The following is a 19,809-nucleotide window of genomic DNA, read 5'->3' as shown; positions in this document are numbered from 1 at the left end:
AATGGTGACAGAGTAGGGGCAACAGTATGCCAACGACATATCGCGATCAGTTCTTCACCTTTGATCCCGCAAGCCCGCCACCAGCGGGAACGGCCGTCGCGGTCAGCAATTTCACCCTGACTGATGCGAATGATGACAATCTTATTGACGCGCCCAGTGGTGACACGGTCAACGGTCAAGACGTTACAAATTCCTGGCCAGGCGATACTGTAACGATCAACGTGTCAGGCGTTGGGAACGTGACCTATACAGGAACCACGTTCTACCTGGCCGATGGGTCTCGGGCTTTCACCCCCACAGACGGCCAGGTTCTGCAGCCCGGAACGCTGGTGTCGACCACTTTTGTTAACACGTCAGGCCCGCTGAATGTCGGTAACCTTGGGCCGCCGTGCTTTACGGCCGGGACCATGATCGCCACACCGGAAGGTGAACGCGCGGTTGAGGATTTGAAGGCTGGTGATCTGGTCATCACGGTGGATCACGGACCACAACCCTTGATTTGGGTCGGATGTACAACCGTCGCAGCCGAAGGCAAACTGGCCCCAATCCGTTTCGATGCCGGGGTGTTTGGTCTGGATCGCCCCTTGCTGGTTTCACCGCAGCACCGGATGCTGATCGAAGACTGGCAGGCGTCCTATTTGTTCGGCCATACCGAAGCGCTGGTTCCGGCGCATACTCTGGTCAACGATGACACTGTGAAACGGGTCGAGGGCGGTGAGGTTGAATATTTCCACCTGTTGTTCAAACAGCATGAGATTGTTTTCGCCAACGGAGCAAAAAGCGAAAGCTATTATCCCGGGCACGCTTTGTCGGCTTCGGATCGGGAAACGCAAAGCGAAGTGCTGCACTTGTTTCCCGAGTTGACCGGGCTTGATCCGATGTCGCTGAAAACCGCGCGCCCGATCGTTCATCCACGCGAGGCGCGCGCTTTCGCGATTTAGGCCGTTTCAAACCGGAACCTTGCGTCGTATAGCTGAGACATGGCGAAGAAAGCAGCCCGCAAATCCGGCGGAAAAAAACGCAAGGCATCCAGAAAGAAGGAACCAGTGGCGCGGCAGATCCGCCGCTGGGTAACGCGAGCGATCATGGCGGTTTTGGGCCTCGTGGTTGCTCTGGTCCTGATTTATTCGGTGGTGAACCCTCCTGTCACCCACACCATCTGGTCGGAATGGCGCCGGCTGGGAAAGGTTGAACGCGAATGGGTCCCGATCGAAGACATGGCACCGATCATGGCAAGATCAGTTGTTGCAGCCGAGGACGCAAATTTCTGCCTGCATTGGGGCTTTGACGTCGAAGCCATCCGCGATGCGCTTGAGGATGGCGGCAATCGTGGTGCCTCGACCATCACGCAACAGGTGGTGAAGAACGTGTTCCTCTGGCAGGGCCGCAGCTGGGTGCGCAAGGCATTGGAAACCTCGATCACGCCGGTGGTTGAAATATTCTGGAGCAAACAGCGTATTCTTGAGGTGTATCTGAATGTCGCCGAAACGGGAAATGGCGTGTTCGGGGTGGAAGCCGCCGCGCAACGCTATTTCAACACCAGCGCGGCAAAGCTGACTTCGGTTCAAGCGGCGCGGATTGCCGCAATCCTGCCGTCCCCGCGCAACCGGTCGGTCACGGATCCGACTGCGCGCACCCGCAGACGGGCGGCTTCGATCCTCGATGGGGCGGCCACCATCCGCGCAGATGGTCGCGCGGATTGTTTCGAGGATTGAAACCCGCTATCTGCCAAGGCTAAATCTGTCGGGTATTCACTGGTTCGAATGGAAGTCCATGGCGCGTCTGTTTCACGTTCCCCTCTCTCCGTATTGTCGCAAGGTCCGTCTGTCGCTGGCGGAGAAGAAGATCGAGGTTGAGCTGGTAGAAGAGCGATACTGGGAACAGGATCCTGATTTTCTGCGGCGCAACCCGGCAGGAAAAGTACCCGTGTTGCGTCTGGACGGGCAGATCATGTCGGAAAGCGCGGCGATCTGCGAATACATCGAAGAAACCCGTCCTGAGCCAGCTTTGATGCCGAAAACCCCCGAAGCCAGGTTTGAAGTGCGACGGCTGGTCGGTTGGTTCGACGACAAGTTTCACCACGAGGTGACATCGAAGCTGTTGTATGAGCGAGTGAACAAAAAGGTCACGGGACAGGGGTATCCGGACAGCAAGAATGTCAAACAGGGTGCCAAGGCGATCAAATACCATCTGGATTACATGGCGTGGCTGCTGGATCACCGCCGTTGGTTGGCCGGGGATCAGATGACATTGGCGGATTTTGCGGCGGCGGCGCATCTGTCTTCGCTGGACTACATCTCGGACGTGGACTGGAACCGAAGCCAGGTGGTCAAGGACTGGTACGCCAAGATCAAGTCTCGACCGGCATTTCGGTCGATTCTGGCGGATCAGGTGCCAGGGTTCCGACCGCCGCCCCATTACGCTGACCTGGATTTCTGATAGGGTGCGCAAGGGGGGGCTGTCTGCCCCCCATCGCGCCATGGGCGCGATTCCCCCCGAGGATATTTTGGCCAGATGAAGAGCGGATCGGATCTTAAGGAAAAGCTGGTGCAACAAGCCCAGGCAGAGGGGTTTGTTGCCTGTCGCGTGTGCCGCCCCTGGGATGTTCCACAGGTGCCGAAACGATTGCGGGCATATCTGGACGCCGGGTACCACGGGCAAATGGGATGGATGGCCGAGCGCACGCATTGGCGTGGCGATCCTGCCGCTCTTTGGCCCGAGGCGCAATCGGTGGTCATGTTGGCCGAAAGCTATACGCCGGAACATGACCCGACGGAGATCCTGAATCACCCGGATCGTGGTGCAATTTCGGTCTATGCGCAGAACAAGGACTATCATGATCTGGTCAAGAAGCGGCTGAAGCGGTTGGCGCGATGGCTGATTGCCGAAGCCGGAGGTGAGGTAAAAGTATTTGTCGATACCGCGCCTGTTCCCGAGAAGGCGCTGGGATATGCCGCCGGACTGGGGTGGCAGGGCAAGCACACCAATCTTGTAAGCCGAGAATGGGGAAACTGGGCCTTTATAGGGTCTGTTTTCACTACTCTGGACCTGCCGGCGGACAATTCAGAGATCGATCATTGCGGGTCGTGCCGCGCCTGTCTGGACAGTTGCCCGACCGATGCGTTTCCTGCCCCGTATCAACTGGATGCACGGCGGTGCATTTCATACCTGACCATCGAGCATAAAGGCCCGGTGGACCATGAGCTGCGCGGTAAGTTGGGCAATCGGATCTATGGCTGCGACGATTGTCTGGCGGCCTGTCCATGGAACAAGTTTGCCGTCGCAGCGAGCGATATGCGCTATGCCGCCCGAGATGATCTGAAAGCGCCCGGCTTGGAAGAACTGGCGGCGCTGGACGATGCCGGTTTCCGTGCAAAGTTTTCCGGCTCGCCGATCAAACGCATCGGCCGGGACCGGTTCGTGCGCAACGTTCTGTATGCCATTGGAAACTCGGGACAGCCGAAACTGAAACCAGTGGCTCAGCGTCTGTTGGAAGACCCGGATGAGACCGTGGCAGATGCGGCGTGCTGGGCGGTGGAACAACTGTCATAATTGCCGCAAACAGGCTGGACGTGTCGTGCATAACCGCTAAACCCATCCGCAGCGAACAGACAGGAGGACCCGATGACGTTGTCTTTGGGGGTAGATACGGGCGGGACCTATACCGACGCGGTGTTGATCAGGGATGAGAAAGAAGTCATCGCCTCGGCCAAGTCGCTGACCACCCGGGCGGATCTGGCGATTGGTGTGGGCAAGGCGATCTCGTCCGTACTGGCAGAGGCGCAGGTCACACCGGATCAGATCTCGATGGCGTCATTGTCGACGACGCTGGCCACGAATGCTCTGGTCGAGGGGCAGGGTGGCCGTGTCGCGTTGATCTATATCGGGTTCAAGGACAGTGATCTTGAAAAACACGGGCTGAAAGAGGCGTTGAAGGGCGATCCGGCCCTGGTGATTGCCGGTGGGCATACCCATTCCGGCGGCCAGGCGGCCGCATTGGATATCGCGGCGCTTGAGGCCTTTTTGGATTTGCATAAAGGAATTTCCGGCTTTGCGGTTGCTGCTCAGTTCGCCACCCGCAACCCGGCGCATGAGTTGGAAGCGGCGCGCATAATCTCTGAAAGAACCGGGGCGCCGGTGACCTGTTCGCATCACTTGTCCGCCAAACTCAATGGTCCGAAACGCGCGGTGACGGCTGTGCTGAATGCGCGGCTGATCGGGATGATCGACCGATTGATCGGGCGTGCACAGGATCAGCTGCATGCGCTGGGAATTTCGGCGCCGATGATGGTGGTGCGCGGCGATGGCGCCCTGATGAGCGCGGAACAGGCCCGGGAACGGCCGATCGAGACTATTCTGAGCGGGCCTGCGGCTTCTATCGTCGGGGCGCGATGGCTTACCGGAGCGGACAATGCGCTGGTCTCGGACATCGGGGGAACAACCACTGATGTGGCACTTATCCGGGACGGAAAGCCCGCGATCGACCCGGCCGGGGCGCAGGTGGGTGGGTTTCGCACCATGGTCGAGGCCGTGGCGATGCGAACCCACGGTCTGGGCGGCGACAGTCAGGTGCAAGTTGCGACCGAAGGGTTGCGGGGCGGTGTGTTCCTGGGCCCGCGTCGCGTGTTGCCCGTTTCGCTGATTGCATCAGAAGCGCCCGATGTTGTGCATTCCGTACTGGATGAACAATTGCGGGCCACGACCGTGGGCGAGCATGATACGCGTTTTGCCCGCCGCGTGCCCGGCATCCATGCCGAAGGAGTCGGCGCGCGGGAAGAAAGCCTGCTGGAGAGGCTGGGAGATCGCGTTCTGCCCCTGAGCGCCTTGCTGCGGTCGCGGATGGAGAACGGGGCGCTGATGCGCCTGGTCGATCGCGGAATCATCCAGGTGTCTGGGGTTACGCCATCTGATGCCAGCCACGTGTTGGGGAGGGTTCGTGCCTGGGATGTCGATGCGGCACGCAAGGCATTGGAACTGATGGCACGCAAACGGGTCGGGTCAGGGGATATGTTGGCAAACTCTCCCGAAGCGCTGGCCCAGATGATCGTGGATCAATTGACGGAACAGACCAGTTTGACCTTGTTAGAGGCTGCTTTTGAGGAAGAACAGGTTGGTTTTGGTTTGCCTTCGCAAGACTTGGCGCGTCATGTGCTGACACAGCGCGGGTTGGCACAACACCGTGGGTTGCTGTCGCTGAGTGCTGCTTTGAATGTGGATGTGGTAGGCCTTGGCGCGTCGGCCCCCAGTTACTACCCTGCCGTAGGTGAGCGGTTGCATTGCCGGATGATCCTGCCGGAACATGCGGGCGTGGCCAATGCGATTGGTGCTGTCGTGGGGCGGCTGACCTTGCGTCGCTCGGGCACGGTCACATCCCCGGCGGAAGGGCGATATCGTGTGCATCTGGAGGATGGCCCGAAGGACTTCGCCGCGTCAGAGGACGCTCTGGCCCTGTTGGAAAAGGTTTTGATGTCCGAAGTAGAGGGTGCAGTACGAGAAGCCGGCGCAGAAGACATTCGCGTGATCGTAGATCGTGACATCAAAACCGCGCGAGTCGAGGCAAAGGATGTTTTTGTCGAGGCCCTGATCACGGTCGAGGCAAGCGGACGTCCACGGGTGGCCGCAGGCTAGCCCCCCTGAAAGCTTCAGAGGGGCCGGGCAGGTGGTGCTTTATTCTGCTGCGCTGGAGCGTTTGGGCAGGACCCAATCCTGACGCGGGAAGTGGCAGGTATAGCCGTTCGGAATCCGCTCCAGATAATCCTGATGCTCTGGTTCGGCTTCCCAGAACTCTCCGACAGGTTCGACCTCGGTCACGACTTTTCCGGGCCACAAGCCGCTGGCATTCACGTCGGCGATGGTGTCCAGGGCCACCTGTTTCTGGGTGTCATCCACGTAGTAGATCGCGGATCGATAGCTCATGCCGATATCGTTGCCCTGACGGTTGACCGTGGTCGGGTCATGGATCTGAAAGAAGAATTCCAGCAGGTCGCGATAGCTGATCCGAGACGGATCGAACCAGATCTCAATCCCTTCCGCGTGGGTGCCGTGATTGCGATAGGTCGCGTTGGGCACGTCACCGCCGGTATAGCCGACACGCGTACGCGACACGCCCGGCAGTTTGCGGATCAGGTCCTGCATCCCCCAGAAGCAGCCCCCGGCCAGTACAGCGCGTTGCTCGGTCATCAGATATCCTCCACATGAATCAGGTATTCGCCATACCCTTCGGCTTCCATCTCATCCCGATGAATGAACCGAAGAGAGGCAGAGTTGATGCAGTACCGCAAACCGCCATGTTCACGCGGACCGTCCGGGAAGACATGCCCCAGATGGCTGTCGCCGTGTTTCGAGCGAACCTCGGTCCGGATCATGCCATGCGTGGTATCGCGGAACTCTTCGACATGTTCGTGCACGATCGGCTTGGTGAAACTGGGCCAACCACATCCGGATTCGTATTTGTGGGTCGAGGCAAACAGCGGTTCACCTGATACGATATCCACATAAATGCCCGGTTCCTTGTTGTTCAGGTATTTCCCGGTGCCCGGACGTTCTGTACCACTGCGCTGGGTGACGTGAAACTCTTCGGGTGAAAGCGCAGCAATGGCCGTGGGGTCTTTGGTATAGCGAGTCATGGATCCTCCGGCTGAAAAAGTGTTTGCGCCATTATCTGGGGGCTGCGGGGTGGAAAGCAAAGCGATATTTCAAACCGCTCTCGCAGTCGTGCAAGTGATCTGAACAACAGGGTCACACGTATCGGAATTAAAGGGAGGACAAGACATGATGAGATTGCTGCTTTTGACTGCCCTGATCTTGCTGGGCCGCGCCGTTCAGGCGGCGCCGCTGACCGGTGAGTTCGACTCGATCGACGGAGGCACATTGGCCATCGAAGAGTGGCGCGGCCAACCCATCCTGGTGGTCAACACCGCGTCACAATGCGGGTTTACCGGGCAATACCAGGCGCTGCAAAAGGTGCATGAGGACTATTCCGGCAAAGGGCTGGTCGTTCTTGCGGTTCCGTCGGATTCGTTCAATCAGGAACTTGGGTCCGCGGAAGAGGTGAAACAGTTCTGCGAGATGAACTATGGGCTGACTTTACCGATGACGGATATCACTCCGGTCAAAGGGGCTGACGCCCACCCGTTTTATAAGGCCGTTGCCGCGCAGACCGGGTTCACGCCCAAGTGGAACTTCAACAAAATCCTGATCGATCCTGAGGGTGAAGTCGCGGCGACTTTCGGGTCAAATGTAAAACCCGATTCCCGCAAACTGCTGTCTCAGGTCGAGGCTTTGCTGCCCTGAACGGGCTGGAGTGAAAGCTGAACCGCAAGAATGCCAAGGGTTGTAACCGCGACGCCAACCGCATCCATGGCGCCGAGCTTCTCGCCCAGCAGGATCGCCGCGATGGTGACGCCAAACACAGGGTTCAAAAAGTGGAAGGTGGCGGCTCGAACGGCTCCGATTCGGTCCAACAGCAGGAACCAGATCAGTGTCGCCAGCAATCCGGGGAAAAGAGTCGTGTAGTTAAAGGCCAGCGCCAGTGGCAGCGTCGGGTGGATGTAGATGGTTTCAAAGACCGGAGCAGCCGCAAACAGCGCGGCTGAACCAACCAACATCTGCAAGCCAACGACCATCATGAAGTTCCCGCCGGATGTTGCACCGCGAACGGCCAAGGTTGCAAAGGTCAAGGCAAGAGCACCCAGACCGCAAAGCGCGACCCCGAACATATCAACGCCCGCGCTGATCCGGCTGCTCATGATAAGGGCGACTCCGGTGAAACCGGCGAACAGGCCCAAAATACCCAGTGGCCGCAGCTTTTCGCCGAAAATCAACCACCCCGCCAGCGCCACCAACAAGGGCATGGTTGATGCGATTATGGCCGCGACCGAAGCCTCGACCGTTTGCATCGCATAGAAGTTCAGACCCAAATACAGGGCATTTTGGCAGATCCCGAACAATATCGCTGCGCGCCATTGGTTTCGGGTCAGGTGCCAGCTTTGCCCCATCGCGCGAGCTATCATGACCCCCAGAACACCGGAGATCAGAAACCTCAAGGCCAGCGAAAACAGAGGGGACGCATCCGCTACGATAATACGCGCCGAGGTAAAGGCAGATGACCAGATCAGGGCAAATGTCAGCCCCATGGCTATGGCGCGCAGATCCATGGAGACCCCCTGTCACTTTGCGCGGACTGTTCCTGATTTTGGGATCGGTCGCAAGCGGTGCGCGTCAAAAAAGACACATGCGTGATGCAAGAAAAGTCTTGCGCATGATTTTATTGATTGACTGGCCAATTAAAGATATCGGCGACAGGACCTGACATATCAAGGGAGGTTTGTCGGTGCTTCTGGAGTACATTCTATCGTTCGGCGTCCTGCTGGCATTGGGGCTGGTCGCTTTCTTCGTCGTGAAATGGTGGAACCTGCGCTGTGTCGGCGTGACACCGGTTCATCTGTTCACGTTCATCGCGATTCTGTTCACATCCGGCCTGGATGTCGGCCTGATCATGTTTCCACTGACCGAATTCGGAGGATACGCCGAGGACCCGGCCTATGCCTTTGCCAACCCGCTGGCGATCGAATTCGGATTCTGGGGTTTTCTGATCTGGGCCTTCTACTTCCTGACGGCTTTCTACTTCTGCGTGATCGAACCCCGCGTGAAGTTCTTTGAGATCCCGCTGGTCAAGCTGATCAACAACGTGGTGATCATCGGCACATGCGCCTTCACCGCCAGCCTGTTCCTGATCTACCTGCCCGGCTATCTGCCCGAGGTCGGCGATGGCGAATCCGTCGTCACCACCTTCTATATCATCGTGTTTGTCGTCATTCTGGCAGCGGCCTATTCCTCGACCGATCTGAAATACGTTCGCATCCTGTCCGTCGGTTCAACCTTTCTGTTCCTTGCCCTGATTCTGGGTATGTGGGCAGCCGCAGGTATGGGCGTGACCGGGTTCGTGGAAACCGGCAGCAATATCAGTGCCTATTTCGCCAACCTGCACAAGTTCGTCCTGCCATTGACCGACTATCACGCGTTCTACCTGTTCTGGTGGTTTGCATGGTCGATCATGATTGGACAGTTTACGTCGCGCTTTGTGGGTGGTCTGACCACGTGGCAGTTGCTGGCGGCGCTGTTGATCTTCCCGTCGATCCCGCTGGGGATCTGGTTCACCGTACTTTATTATTACCACCTGAACGGCATCAGTACCGCTGGCATCACCAACATTGCGATGGTGATCGTGGGTGTGACGTTCGTGATCAACTCTCTGGATTCGCTGATCCGTCTGTACACAGACAACCTGAACCTGACTGTCGAGCGGTTCGGAAAGGCGATCTATGTGGCTGGCAACGTCGCACTGCTATTTGTCCTGACCCTGCTGTTCCAAAGCCAGTGGCTGCAAATCCAGTGGATCGGAGCGGTCGTGGTTGGACTGTATCTGGCTTGTGTCGTCTATATCCTGATCACCAAACGCCAGGAGGTATTGAGCATCGACTCGATGCCAGAAGATCGTGATCTGGACTTCCACAAGGTTGAAACGGTCCACTGACCGGACCAGAGACACGGAACAGAAACGGGCACCTCTGGTGCCCGTTTCTATTTTTACCGACAATATCGCAGCTTTGGACAATCTGCGGTCTTTTCAGACGCGCGACATCCCAACCCGGGCGGCGGCTGCCTTTACGGTACGATCAAAAGGAATGTTGCCCGCGTTGCAATCAACCCGCCCGTGAAATGAAGTTGGGCAAGGCTACTCGTCAACCGCCGGATAGATGAACCCGTTTACCGGGTAGGGATTGCCGTAGCGGCCCGGCTGGCTTTCAACCCGAACCAACGTCCAGTCATTGTTTTTTGAGACATCCTTGACGCCCATCTTCAACGACACCTTGTTTTGGTGCCAGTTGGCATGATTCACGATGACTTCTCGGTCGGTGACGATATCGGATACGACAGCCACATGGCCCAGGGGCATTCCGCGGGTCGCCCGAAACGACATAACCGCACCAACAACCGGTTCCTTGCCGCGCTCAAACACTTGCTGTGCCCTTCCCCACCAGTCCTTCGCGTTGCCGCGAATTTCAATACCGCTGAGGTCTCGGGCGTAGGGCACGCACCATACTCTTTGCCCTCTGGCCCGCTTTTTCGAGACCTCTTGCAGCGCCATCAACTGACGTTCAGGGTCGAGATTTTCATTGGTGGTGCTTTGCGCGCAGGCAGAGACAAGAGTGATAAGACCCACCGCAATCGCGGAACGGGTGCTGCCAGACAAGCGCGGCCAAATCGTTTTCTTTCTACAGACGCTTTTTTGCAAGATACTTCATTGCCGGTTCGAAGATTGACGAAGGTGTAAGGTGATCGGACAAGCCTTGAAAAGAGGCCCGTCAACGCACGGCAAGATTTTGCCAGTTCTCTGACCCTGAAGGCGCATTTTCACTTGGGTGGCGAATATCCGGGCCGAAACATGCTGTGCGAAGCGGGTTCAAACCCGGAAGGCACAACATATTCAAGACGATAGAAAAAGGGCCCCCCGAAGGCGGCCCTTTATCGTTGTCCTGAAAAGCTGAAATCAGCCGTTCACGCTGTCTTTCAGCGCTTTGGCGATGGTCATTTTCACAACCTTGTCGGCTTCTTTGGTGAAGGTTTCACCAGTGGCCGGGTTACGAACCTGACGCTCGGGCCGCTCGCGGCAGTAGATTTTGCCGACGCCGGGCAGGGTCACTGCGCCACCGGCCGAAACTTCGCGGGTAATCAGGCCGGTGATGGCCTCCAGCGCGGAGTTTGCGGATTTCTTGTCGGTTCCCATTTCCTCAGCGAGAGCAGCAACCAGCTGAGTCTTTGTCATAGGCTTTGCCATTTCTTGGTCTCCTTAACGTGCCCGATCTATAGGGCCTCACCGCGTAACTGTAACGGGATATTGTGGCCAAACACAACGAATAGTAGCGCTGAAACCCCTAAAAATATGGGGAAAACGTTGCTTTTTTGCGTCAGAGGAAGGCCGTTTCGTCGAAGGAGCGCAGTTTCCGGCTGTGCAAACGCTCCAACGGCATGCCGCGCAGATGCTCCATCGCCTTGATGCCGATGGCCAGATGTCGGCTGACCTGAGTGGTATAGAACGAAGACGCCATGCCTGGCAGCTTCAATTCTCCGTGCAGGGGTTTGTCCGACACGCACAGCAAAGTGCCGTACGGAACGCGGAACCGATAGCCGTTTGCGGCAATGGTGGCACTTTCCATATCCAGCGCGATTGCCCGGGATTGGCTGAGTCGCTGGACCGGGCCGGACTGATCGCGCAGTTCCCAGTTTCGGTTGTCGACCGAAGCCACGGTGCCGGTCCGCATGATCCGTTTCAGCTCATACCCTTCCAGTTTCGTCACCTCGGCCACGGCGTGTTCCAGCGCCACCTGAACTTCGGCCAGAGGCGGGATCGGCACCCAGACGGGCAGATCGTCATCCAGAACCTTGTCTTCGCGCAGATAGGCGTGGGCCAGAACGAAATCGCCCAATGCCTGCGTATTGCGCAACCCGGCGCAATGGCCAACCATCAGCCACGCGTGCGGGCGCAGAACGGCAATATGGTCGGTGGCGGTTTTTGCATTGGATGGGCCAACACCGATGTTCACCAAAGTAATCCCCGAACCATCTTTGCGCTTCAGGTGATAGGTCGGCATTTGCGGCAGTTTCAGCGGTTGTTCGATAGGTGCCTTTGGGTCCGTGATCTCGGCATTGCCGGTTGAAACAAAGCTGGTATAGCCGCTGGCAGGGTCCGCCAATTGTTCTCGGGCGTAGTTCTCGAATTCCGAGACATAGAACTGGTAGTTCGTGAACAACACGTGATTCTGAAAGTGACCAGCATCGGTGGCGGTGTAGTGTGCCAATCTGGCAAGCGAATAATCCACGCGCTGGGCGGTGAAAAGGGACAAGGGTCCAACGGCATCTTCATGGTCATGCACGCCATTGACGATGTCATCATTGGTGGTTGTCAGGTCCGGAACATCAAACACATCGCGCAGGGTGAAGTCGGCTGCGCCCTGATGAGGCACGACCAGATCGGGATTGTTTGCCACGGCAAAATGCACCGGAATCGGCGTGTCCGACGCCGCAATTGTTACAGGCTGACCATGGTTCTTGATCAACAGGGCGATCTGTTGGGTCAGGTAGGATCTGAACAGATCCGGGCGCGTCACCGTCGTGGCATGAACACCAGGTTCAGACACATGACCAAAGCTCAGGCGGCTGTCGACTTGGGCATAGGTCGAGGTTTTGATGCGAATTTCCGGATAATAGGCTCTGAATCGTGCGGCAGGTGCCCCATTTTCCATGGCATCTGCAAAGCTGTCGCACAGGAAATCGGTGGCCTGCACGTACAGCTCTTCCAACCGTGCAACAGCGGCGGCGGGATCGGTAAACTGTTCTGGCGCGGGTGCTTGCGGTGTCAGGAGTGTGGTCATGCCAATGGTTCCAGAAGTTCTATTTTTTCGAATGTGCGTACGTCGACCAACCCGAGATCCGATATTCGAAGTTCGGGAATCACGACCAGCGCCAGCAATGAATGCTGCATGTACGCGTTGTTCAGATGACAGCCGCAGTCCTGCATCGCCTGCACCATCCTGTCGGCCTTGGCCGCAACTTCGGCGGCGGGGCTGTCGGACATCAGGCCTGCGATGGGCAGCTCGACCAGTGCCAGTTCCTGCCCGTCTCGGAACAAGGTGATGCCACCGCCCACTTCGGCCAGACGGTTGGCGGCCAGCGCCATCTGATCCCGGTCCGTTCCGACGACGATCATGTGATGACTGTCATGCGCCACGGTCGAGGCCATGGCCATTTTTCCCTGATAGCCAAAGCCCGAAACAAAAGCGTTGGTGACGCCCCCGGTGGCCTGGTGCCGCTCGACCAGCGCGATCTGGCACACTTCGCCTTCGCCCTCGACCAGCCCGCCAATGATTGGCAATTCGGCCTTCAATGCCTTGGTCGGGGCCTGGTTTTCCACCACGCCGATGACGTTGGCCTGAACTTTGTTGGCCCCTTCCGGTGCCTTGATCTCAAAATCGGCCGACGTCAGCGCATGCCCCAGATGAACGGTATTGCGCGATTTTTCGGGCCAGTTGAGATGTGGACAATCCACTTTGATTGCACCGTTTTCCGCGACAATCTGCCCGCGGGCTATCACCATCTCAACCGGCAGTTCGGTCAGATCCGAGCTGAGGATGATATCCGCCCGCCGCCCTGGAGTGACGGAACCGATCTCGCGTTCCAGCCCGAAATGCGTTGCCGTGTTGATCGTCGCCATTTGCAGCGCGACCAGGGGGTCGCATCCGCAAGCAATGGCATGGCGCACGACGCGGTTCATATGCCCGTTATTCACCAATGTGCCGGAATGACAGTCATCCGTGCACAGAATGAAGTTGCGCGGATCCAGCCCTTTTTCTGTCACGGCCGTAATTTGGCTTTCCACATCATACCAGGCCGACCCCAGACGCATCATCGAGCGCATCCCCTGCCGAACCCGTGCAATGGCGTCGGCCTCGCATGTACCTTCGTGATCATCCGCCGGGCCACCCGCGACGTAAGCCGCAAAATCAGGCCCTAAATCAGGCGAAGCATAGTGCCCTCCGACCGTTTTCCCGGCCCGTTGAGTGGCTGCAATCTCGGCCAGCATCTTGGGATCACCATGGATCACGCCCGGGAAATTCATCATCTCGCCCAGTCCGATGATACCTGGCCAGTTCATCGCCTCGGCCACGTCTTCGGGCGTGATTTCATAGCCCGTCGTCTCCAACCCCGGTGCGGATGGCGCGCAGGATGGCATCTGGGTGAAAATATTGATCGGTTGCATAATGGCTTCGTCATGCATCATGCGCACGCCGTCCAGACCCAGCACATTGGCGATCTCATGCGGATCGGTGAACATGCTGGTGGTTCCATGCGGGATGACGGCACGGGCGAATTCGGCTGGGGTGAGCATTCCGGATTCGATATGCATATGCGCATCACACAAGCCGGGCAAAATGTAGCGCCCTTGTGCATCGATGATTTCCGTATCCGGACCCACGCAATGCGAGGCATCCGGTCCGACGAATGCTATGCGCCCGGCAGCAATCGCCACAGAATGATCGGGCAACAATTCGCGGCTGTGTACGTTCACCCAGATTCCGCCCTGAATGACCATGTCCGCCGCCTCGCGTCCGGCTGCAACTGCGATCAATTTGGGGGCGACATCGGGCCAGCTTGGGAAAGGTGTGTATTCCATGGCTCAACTTTCACGAATGCGTCAGCGGGTGCAACCCCGGTTCTTCGGTGTTGGGGATTCCTCATACATGTTGGGCACGTCTTTTGGTTCTGGCGCGCGCGTTTCCCTTTACACCTCAGACCCGATCTCACGCCGCACCCAGTTGGCAAAGGCCACGGCGCCGGGTGTGTCCTCGGCCTGTGGGGACAGTAGCAGATAGTAGGACTCGGGCATTCGCGCACGGTGCTTGAACGGTGCGACCAGCTGACCGCGCTTGATCAGATGACTGGCGATCGTGTCATGTGCCAGGCAAAGACCACCGCCAGCCATGACCGCTGACAGGCAAACCAGATAGGTCGTCGCGTAGGTTATCGGCGGATTTCCCCAATTCAGACCCTGATCTTCCGCCCAACTTGGCCAGTTGGACAGCAGGTTGGAGCAGTCGAAAAGTGGCTGTTCCTGAAGGTTTTCCAAGCATACCGGATAATCTGGTGCGCAGACCGGATAATAGTGTTCGGTACGCAGAATTTCAGTTCGGACCGTGTCGGACGGGCGGAGCGAGAACCGAATCTCGACCGCTGCGCCTTCGGCCATTTCGCGCGGTTCCCAAAGCTCGGTGAAGACGTTCAATTGAACATGCGGATGTTCCGCCCGAAACGCCGGCAGGCGCGGGGCCAGCCAGTTGACGGCAAAGCTGATGTTGCATTGCACTTGAACCGCGTTTGGTTGCGCGCCGGTAACCGCCCGGGTTCCGCGCATCAGTGTCCGGAATGCCTCTCGCACAACTGGCAAATAGGTGATTCCGGCCTCGGTCAGTTCCAGAGCTTTGGGGCGGCGCAGAAACAGTGGCTGCCCCAGATGCCCTTCCAGAGATTTAATCTGCTGGCTGACGGCGCTTTGCGTCATGTTCAGGTCTCGTGCCGCGCCGGTAAACGAGAGATGGCGTGCGGCGGCTTCGAAAGTGCGCAACCAGCCCAGCGGAGGAAGCGAGTTCTGCATCTACATAACCTCGGTATAAGTTCAGCTAATGGGATAGTTGCGTTTTTTTCGTTGGTCAAACTGCCGGACCCCATGCAGGTTTGGCCACGACCAGCCGCGAAAGGAGCCAAGCATGAGCCTCACCAGTCTTCGTCCCAATATCGACCATTGGTCCGAGCGCGTGGATATGGCCGCCACCTTCCGCTGGACGGCCCGGCTGAACATGCATGAGGCGGTTGCCAACCATTTCAGCCTGGCGGTGAATGATGACGGCACGCAGTTTCTGATGAACCCCAATCAGGTGCACTTCGCGCGCATTCGTGCCTCGAATCTATTGTTGCTGGATGCCAATGACCCGAATGTGATGGAACAACCTGGCGCGCCGGACCCGACGGCCTGGGGGCTGCACGGTTCAATCCACCGCCACTGCCCGCATGCGCGTTGCGTCATGCATGTGCATTCGATCTTTGCGACTGTTCTGGCCTCTTTGGCCGACAGTTCATTGCCGCCGATCGATCAGAACACGGCGACCTTTTACAACCGCTACGTGGTAGATGAAGAATTCGGAGGTCTGGCCTTTGAAAGTGAGGGTGAACGCTGCGCCGGGATGCTGTCCGATCCCAGCAAGAAGGTCATGATCATGGGCAATCACGGTGTTCTGGTCATCGGCAGCGACCCTGCGGATGCCTTCAACAGGCTCTATTATTTCGAACGCGCGGCCGAAACCTACATTCGTGCCTTGCAGACCGGGCTGCCCCTGCGTGTCTTGTCGGATGAGATTGCCGAAAAAACAGCGCAAGAGCTGGATGACTATCCCGATCAGGCCGAAGCGCACCTGCGTGAGATCAAAGCGATCCTTGATTCCGAAAGTTCGGACTACGCGACCTGAGGCAAAGCGCAAGGTCGAGGCGGGTGGCCTGATTGTATCCGAATAACCGGACTCAAACCCGTTCAAACAAAGCGATCAAAGCGGTGTCACCCTTGTTGGGGCCAGCCGCGAGATCCCCGTATATGCGGACTTCGGGCAGGGTCAGGTTGCGAATCTGATCCTGTTCCAAATCACGGAAAGCGTCAGCAAAACCCAGTTCCTTGAAATGGCGCGCATTGATCGAAAGGGCAAACTGTGCCCCGTGCCGCGCCACGCGTAACAGCGCGGGCAACACCTCGGGGCCCAAATGACCATGTGTGAACGTCCCGGATGAAACTATGCCGGAATAGCTGTGGCGCGGAACGGGGATGCCCTGTGTCAGATCAGCCTCGATCGCGTCCCGGTAAATGTCCTTGCGCATCGCCTGATCCAGCATCTCGGCGCTGATATCGGTTGCATCAATGGGTCCGACGCCAAGCGCCGACAGCACCGCGCCGCACAGGCCGGTTCCTGCCCCGACATCCAGAACGGGCCCCTGACCACCCGCGCCGACAAATGCCCGCGCCGTGTGGGTGTGAAGCTGATAATCTTCGCGCGCGGCGAAACCGTCATCATAATCTCCGGCCCATTCCGCATAGAGCTGTCTGTTCTCGTCCGGAGAACTCAGCGCATAGGCCGAATGCAGGTCAGGTGTTTTTTTGCTCATGACCAACAGAAAGGCGCAATCGAAGATTCGATTCAAGTGCGTCCATGCGGCGCTTGCATCCCGGTACGACGCAGATCATCAAAGGGGCATGACCAAGACGCTCTTTTCATTCGGCCATGGCTATTCTGCCCAGGCCCTGTCCCGAAACCTTGCCCCGAAGGGCTGGAAAATTGTCGGCACGACGCGAGACCGTGAAGGGACGGGTGCAATCCGGGCCTCTGGCGCCGAACCGCTGATCTGGCCGGGTGATGCACCGAACCTTGATGGGGTGACCCATTTGCTGATCTCGACGGCGCCAGATGAAGCGGGTGATCCTGTGCTGGCGGCGCTGGGCGATGAAATTGCCAAGCGGTCCAGTCAGTTCGAATGGGTGGGCTACTTGTCGACAACGGCCGTCTATGGCGACCACCAGGGTGGCTGGGTGGATGAGGACACGCCCCCCACACCGACCGCCAAGCGCGGAAGATGGCGTATGCTGGCCGAAGAGCAATGGTCAGCCATTCCGGGCCTGCCTGTTCATGTCTTCCGCCTGGCGGGTATCTACGGGCCGGGGCGCGGTCCGTTTTCCAAGCTCAAGCGTGGTGGATTGCGGCGTATTATCAAACCGGGGCAGGTGTTTTCGCGCATTCATGTGGAAGACATCGCGCAGATCTTGGAAGCCTCGATGATGAAGCCGAATCCGGGAAGCATCTACAATGTATGTGACGACGAACCGGTCCCGCCGCAGGATGTCATAGGATACGCAGCCGAGTTGCAGGGTTTGCCCCTGCCTCCTGCGGTCCGGTTCGACGACGCCGATCTGACGCCGATGGCGCGCAGTTTCTACAACGAAAACAAGCGGGTTCGAAACGACCGGATCAAAGAAGAACTGGGTATTGATCTGATCTATCCCAATTACCGTGTCGGGCTGGAAGCCCTGATGAAAGGCAAGTAGCGTCCTTACATCGCCGCCGCTTTGATCATGTCCGCCGCTTTTTCGGCTATCATGATGGTGGGTGCGTTTGTATTGCCCGACACCAATGTCGGCATCACCGAGGCATCGACGACCCGCAGGCCTTCAAGCCCGCGCACGCGAAGCTGGGGGTCGACGACCGCCATTTCGTCCACGCCCATTTTGCAGGTGCCCACGGGGTGATAGATCGTGTCGGCGCGGGCGCGGATGTGCTTCTCCCAATCCTGATCGGTCTGGGCGGTATCGGTGCCGAACAGTTCTTTGTGCCGGTACTTGGCCAAAGCTGGCGCGTTGAGGACATCCTGCGCCATTCGCGCGCCTTTGATCATGGTTTCCAGATCGCGTTTGTCTGACAGAAACGCCGGATCGATGGCGGCCGCCGCCGTGGGGTCTGCGCTGTTCAGGCCTACGGTCCCCCGACTTTCCGGCCGCAGCTTGCAAACATGGCAACTGTACCCGTACCCGTAATGCAGCTTGCGGGCATGATCATCGACCATTGCGATGGTGAAATGCAGCTGAATGTCGGGACGCTCCAGATCGGGGGTGGTTTTCAGAAACGCTGCGCCTTCGGCAAATGGCGTAGCCGCCATCGAGACGCCCGTCTTGCTCCATCTTCGAATATGTCGCAACAACCGCGCTGCCCCCGCAGGGCCTATACCAAAATTGTCGGTGTCTGTGGTCTTGAAGATCAACGCGAAATCCAGATGATCCTGCAAGTTCCGTCCCACGCCAGGCAGTTCGTGGTGAACCGCGATTCCGTGCGGTTCAAGGTCGCTTTTTGCGCCAACACCTGAAACCTGAAGCAATTGCGGTGTTTTCAAAGAACCAGCGCACAGCAGGACTTCGCGCTTCGCCCGGATGGTGATGTCTGCGCCCTTGCCCTTCACCCGGTAAACAACGCCCGTTGCGCGCCTACCCTCAAAGCGCAGCCTGCTGGCATGTGCATGCGTGATGACCGTCAGGTTTGGGCGGTCGGAAACTGGAAAAAGGTAACCAGCCGCCGCAGAACACCGTTCCCCATTCTTTGCCGGGTCGTGAAACTGGGTAACCTGATACAGACCGACGCCTTCGTTATCACCCCGGTTGAAATCTTCGGTATGGCGGTGTTGCAGCTGCTGTGCGGCTTGAATGAACGCATGGGTGATTGGACGAGGCTCTTTTTGGCGTGAAACCTGCAACGGCCCGCTGTCACCATGCACGCTGTCTGCGCCAAGCTCATTGTTCTCGGCCCGTTTGAAATACGGCAATACGCTGTCCCAGTCCCAGCCGTCGCAGCCCAGATCGGCCCAGCCATCATAGTCCTGCCGCTGACCTCTTACATACAACATCGCGTTGATCGCGCTCGAGCCGCCCAGTGCCTTGCCGCGCGGTTGATATCCTCTGCGCCCGTTCAGACCAGGCTGCGGGACCGTTTCAAAGGCCCAGTTGTTGATCCTTGGACGCCCGGGAAGTGCGGTCACAACAGCGGCAGGCATTCTAACGAAAAGGCTTTTCCCACCGCCACCTGCTTCAAGCAGGCAGACATTTGTGGATGGATCTTCGCTCAGGCGGTTGGCCAGAACAGAACCGGCCGAACCGCCGCCTACGATGATATAGTCGAATTCCATGCTGTCTTGCGCACCTCTTGCGACGATTTCGTTTTCTTGACTGGTCGGGCAGGGTTACCACCTTCCCGGTGAGAGTGCGTTAACGGAGCAAAAAAACAACTGTGACCCAAAGTCAGTTTTTTGCGTAACCCAACCTTTTCTTGATGGTCAGGTCCGGGCTGCACGAAAGGTGCAAAAAGGTTTTGCAGGTCGTTTCTGTCTGCCGAACCTCTCGATTCCCCCGCAAGGGCAAGTTTTGTGGTTCCTTCTTGGGATATCCGCACGTTCCAGGCGGCATGGAGTTCTTGATTTGTTAAGGTAACTTATTGTTTTGGTTAACAAACACAAGAAAACGACGCAAAATGCAAAGTTTTTTGAAAATGGGGGTTGCAGGTCTCAGACCTAATCCGTAAATACCCCTTCACCGGCGCTGCTGAGGCGGTGCTGACGGGTCGGAGAGACGGCCTGACGGACTGGAAAGACGGTTGAGACGCTCGGGAGAGACCG

At 57.9% G+C, this 19,809-nt stretch carries 19 protein-coding genes; 9 read left to right on the top strand and 10 right to left on the bottom strand.

Annotated features, from left to right (window positions below; all coding sequences use genetic code 11):
• The first annotated feature begins 26 nt into the window (after positions 1-26).
• The 5 genes from ACR0C6_RS20305 (at position 27) to ACR0C6_RS20285 (ending at position 5,628) form a co-directional block, all read left to right on the top strand.
• A complete protein-coding gene (locus ACR0C6_RS20305) occupies positions 27-941 on the top strand; it encodes a Hint domain-containing protein (RefSeq protein ID WP_171233493.1) in 915 nt (304 codons plus the stop codon).
• A 39-nt stretch (positions 942-980) separates the two neighbouring features.
• The gene (mtgA, locus tag ACR0C6_RS20300; RefSeq protein ID WP_171640519.1) at positions 981-1,715 is read left to right on the top strand and encodes a monofunctional biosynthetic peptidoglycan transglycosylase; all 735 of its coding nucleotides are present in this window, start codon (positions 981-983) and stop codon (positions 1,713-1,715) included.
• A 58-nt stretch (positions 1,716-1,773) separates the two neighbouring features.
• Positions 1,774-2,439 carry an FtsZ-binding protein FzlA gene (gene fzlA, locus ACR0C6_RS20295; protein WP_152459944.1) on the top strand — a complete coding sequence of 222 codons (666 nt, stop codon included), beginning with the start codon at positions 1,774-1,776 and terminating at the stop codon, positions 2,437-2,439.
• Positions 2,440-2,514: 75 nt separating this feature from the next.
• Positions 2,515-3,552, top strand: coding sequence for a tRNA epoxyqueuosine(34) reductase QueG (queG, locus tag ACR0C6_RS20290; RefSeq protein ID WP_480620867.1), 1,038 nt, complete (start codon positions 2,515-2,517; stop codon positions 3,550-3,552).
• Positions 3,553-3,624: 72 nt separating this feature from the next.
• Positions 3,625-5,628 (top strand): hydantoinase/oxoprolinase family protein, encoded by a 2,004-nt coding sequence (locus ACR0C6_RS20285; RefSeq protein ID WP_480620866.1) that lies wholly within the window; start codon positions 3,625-3,627, stop codon positions 5,626-5,628.
• Positions 5,629-5,667: 39 nt separating this feature from the next.
• Here the strand turns inward: ACR0C6_RS20285 and msrA are convergent, their stop codons facing one another.
• Both msrA and msrB read right to left on the bottom strand, forming a co-directional pair.
• Complete coding sequence (gene msrA, locus ACR0C6_RS20280; RefSeq protein WP_152459670.1) at positions 5,668-6,180, bottom strand: peptide-methionine (S)-S-oxide reductase MsrA; 513 nt, start codon at positions 6,178-6,180, stop codon at positions 5,668-5,670.
• Entirely contained in the window at positions 6,180-6,626 is a 447-nt protein-coding gene (msrB, locus tag ACR0C6_RS20275) for a peptide-methionine (R)-S-oxide reductase MsrB (protein ID WP_170345953.1), read from the bottom strand. Before msrB ends, msrA begins: the two co-directional genes overlap by 1 nt.
• A 145-nt stretch (positions 6,627-6,771) precedes the next feature.
• On the opposite strand from msrB, the gene ACR0C6_RS20270 reads away from it, so the two are divergent.
• Complete coding sequence (locus tag ACR0C6_RS20270; protein WP_480620864.1) at positions 6,772-7,293, top strand: glutathione peroxidase; 522 nt, start codon at positions 6,772-6,774, stop codon at positions 7,291-7,293.
• Here ACR0C6_RS20270 and ACR0C6_RS20265 read toward each other — a convergent pair.
• Positions 7,269-8,156 (bottom strand): DMT family transporter, encoded by an 888-nt coding sequence (locus ACR0C6_RS20265; RefSeq protein WP_480620862.1) that lies wholly within the window; start codon positions 8,154-8,156, stop codon positions 7,269-7,271. The two genes, ACR0C6_RS20270 and ACR0C6_RS20265, sit on opposite strands and share 25 nt — an antisense overlap.
• Positions 8,157-8,338: 182 nt before the next feature.
• On the opposite strand from ACR0C6_RS20265, the gene ACR0C6_RS20260 reads away from it, so the two are divergent.
• Positions 8,339-9,535, top strand: coding sequence for a BCCT family transporter (locus ACR0C6_RS20260; RefSeq protein WP_480620874.1), 1,197 nt, complete (start codon positions 8,339-8,341; stop codon positions 9,533-9,535).
• Between the two features lie 201 nt (positions 9,536-9,736).
• On the opposite strand, the gene ACR0C6_RS20255 is transcribed toward ACR0C6_RS20260, so the two are convergent.
• From ACR0C6_RS20255 to ACR0C6_RS20235, 5 genes are all read right to left on the bottom strand, one after another.
• Complete coding sequence (locus ACR0C6_RS20255) at positions 9,737-10,225, bottom strand: CHAP domain-containing protein (RefSeq protein ID WP_480620860.1); 489 nt, start codon at positions 10,223-10,225, stop codon at positions 9,737-9,739.
• Positions 10,226-10,552: 327 nt separating this feature from the next.
• Positions 10,553-10,840, bottom strand: a complete 288-nt coding sequence (locus ACR0C6_RS20250; RefSeq protein WP_117871130.1) for an HU family DNA-binding protein — start codon at positions 10,838-10,840, stop codon at positions 10,553-10,555.
• 130 nt (positions 10,841-10,970) lie between these two features.
• Positions 10,971-12,434: an AMP nucleosidase gene (locus ACR0C6_RS20245; protein ID WP_152459674.1), complete on the bottom strand. Its 1,464-nt coding sequence runs from the start codon at positions 12,432-12,434 to the stop codon at positions 10,971-10,973.
• A complete protein-coding gene (gene ade, locus ACR0C6_RS20240; RefSeq protein WP_480620858.1) occupies positions 12,431-14,233 on the bottom strand; it encodes an adenine deaminase in 1,803 nt (600 codons plus the stop codon). Before ade ends, ACR0C6_RS20245 begins: the two co-directional genes overlap by 4 nt.
• Positions 14,234-14,341: 108 nt before the next feature.
• Positions 14,342-15,211, bottom strand: a complete 870-nt coding sequence (locus ACR0C6_RS20235; protein WP_152459676.1) for a LysR substrate-binding domain-containing protein — start codon at positions 15,209-15,211, stop codon at positions 14,342-14,344.
• Between the two features lie 112 nt (positions 15,212-15,323).
• On the opposite strand from ACR0C6_RS20235, the gene ACR0C6_RS20230 reads away from it, so the two are divergent.
• On the top strand, positions 15,324-16,079 hold the full coding sequence (locus ACR0C6_RS20230; protein WP_480620857.1) for a class II aldolase and adducin N-terminal domain-containing protein: 756 nt from the start codon (positions 15,324-15,326) through the stop codon (positions 16,077-16,079).
• Between the two features lie 52 nt (positions 16,080-16,131).
• Here the strand turns inward: ACR0C6_RS20230 and ACR0C6_RS20225 are convergent, their stop codons facing one another.
• The gene (locus ACR0C6_RS20225; RefSeq protein ID WP_480447669.1) at positions 16,132-16,764 is read right to left on the bottom strand and encodes a class I SAM-dependent DNA methyltransferase; all 633 of its coding nucleotides are present in this window, start codon (positions 16,762-16,764) and stop codon (positions 16,132-16,134) included.
• An 88-nt stretch (positions 16,765-16,852) separates the two neighbouring features.
• Here ACR0C6_RS20225 and ACR0C6_RS20220 point away from each other — a divergent pair, with 88 nt between their 5' ends.
• Positions 16,853-17,698, top strand: coding sequence for an SDR family oxidoreductase (locus tag ACR0C6_RS20220; protein ID WP_480447668.1), 846 nt, complete (start codon positions 16,853-16,855; stop codon positions 17,696-17,698).
• A gap of 5 nt (positions 17,699-17,703) precedes the next feature.
• Here the strand turns inward: ACR0C6_RS20220 and ACR0C6_RS20215 are convergent, their stop codons facing one another.
• Positions 17,704-19,323 (bottom strand): GMC family oxidoreductase, encoded by a 1,620-nt coding sequence (locus ACR0C6_RS20215; protein WP_480447667.1) that lies wholly within the window; start codon positions 19,321-19,323, stop codon positions 17,704-17,706.
• Positions 19,324-19,809 lie beyond the last annotated feature (486 nt).

The organism is Ruegeria sp. AL12, assembly GCF_056540885.1.
Note: the sequence above shows the minus strand (reverse complement) of the source record. Positions and strands in the feature narration are given on the sequence as shown.

Coding starts and splice junctions, on each gene's coding strand:
- ACR0C6_RS20305 (WP_171233493.1), top strand. CDS start 27: ATGCCAACGACATATCGCGATCAGTTCTTCACCTTTGATCCCGCAAGC.
- mtgA (WP_171640519.1), top strand. CDS start 981: ATGGCGAAGAAAGCAGCCCGCAAATCCGGCGGAAAAAAACGCAAGGCA.
- fzlA (WP_152459944.1), top strand. CDS start 1,774: ATGGCGCGTCTGTTTCACGTTCCCCTCTCTCCGTATTGTCGCAAGGTC.
- queG (WP_480620867.1), top strand. CDS start 2,515: ATGAAGAGCGGATCGGATCTTAAGGAAAAGCTGGTGCAACAAGCCCAG.
- ACR0C6_RS20285 (WP_480620866.1), top strand. CDS start 3,625: ATGACGTTGTCTTTGGGGGTAGATACGGGCGGGACCTATACCGACGCG.
- msrA (WP_152459670.1), bottom strand. CDS start 6,180: ATGACCGAGCAACGCGCTGTACTGGCCGGGGGCTGCTTCTGGGGGATG.
- msrB (WP_170345953.1), bottom strand. CDS start 6,626: ATGACTCGCTATACCAAAGACCCCACGGCCATTGCTGCGCTTTCACCC.
- ACR0C6_RS20270 (WP_480620864.1), top strand. CDS start 6,772: ATGATGAGATTGCTGCTTTTGACTGCCCTGATCTTGCTGGGCCGCGCC.
- ACR0C6_RS20265 (WP_480620862.1), bottom strand. CDS start 8,156: ATGGATCTGCGCGCCATAGCCATGGGGCTGACATTTGCCCTGATCTGG.
- ACR0C6_RS20250 (WP_117871130.1), bottom strand. CDS start 10,840: ATGGCAAAGCCTATGACAAAGACTCAGCTGGTTGCTGCTCTCGCTGAG.
- ACR0C6_RS20245 (WP_152459674.1), bottom strand. CDS start 12,434: ATGACCACACTCCTGACACCGCAAGCACCCGCGCCAGAACAGTTTACC.
- ade (WP_480620858.1), bottom strand. CDS start 14,233: ATGGAATACACACCTTTCCCAAGCTGGCCCGATGTCGCCCCCAAATTG.
- ACR0C6_RS20235 (WP_152459676.1), bottom strand. CDS start 15,211: ATGCAGAACTCGCTTCCTCCGCTGGGCTGGTTGCGCACTTTCGAAGCC.
- ACR0C6_RS20230 (WP_480620857.1), top strand. CDS start 15,324: ATGAGCCTCACCAGTCTTCGTCCCAATATCGACCATTGGTCCGAGCGC.
- ACR0C6_RS20225 (WP_480447669.1), bottom strand. CDS start 16,764: ATGAGCAAAAAAACACCTGACCTGCATTCGGCCTATGCGCTGAGTTCT.
- ACR0C6_RS20220 (WP_480447668.1), top strand. CDS start 16,853: ATGACCAAGACGCTCTTTTCATTCGGCCATGGCTATTCTGCCCAGGCC.
- ACR0C6_RS20215 (WP_480447667.1), bottom strand. CDS start 19,323: ATGGAATTCGACTATATCATCGTAGGCGGCGGTTCGGCCGGTTCTGTT.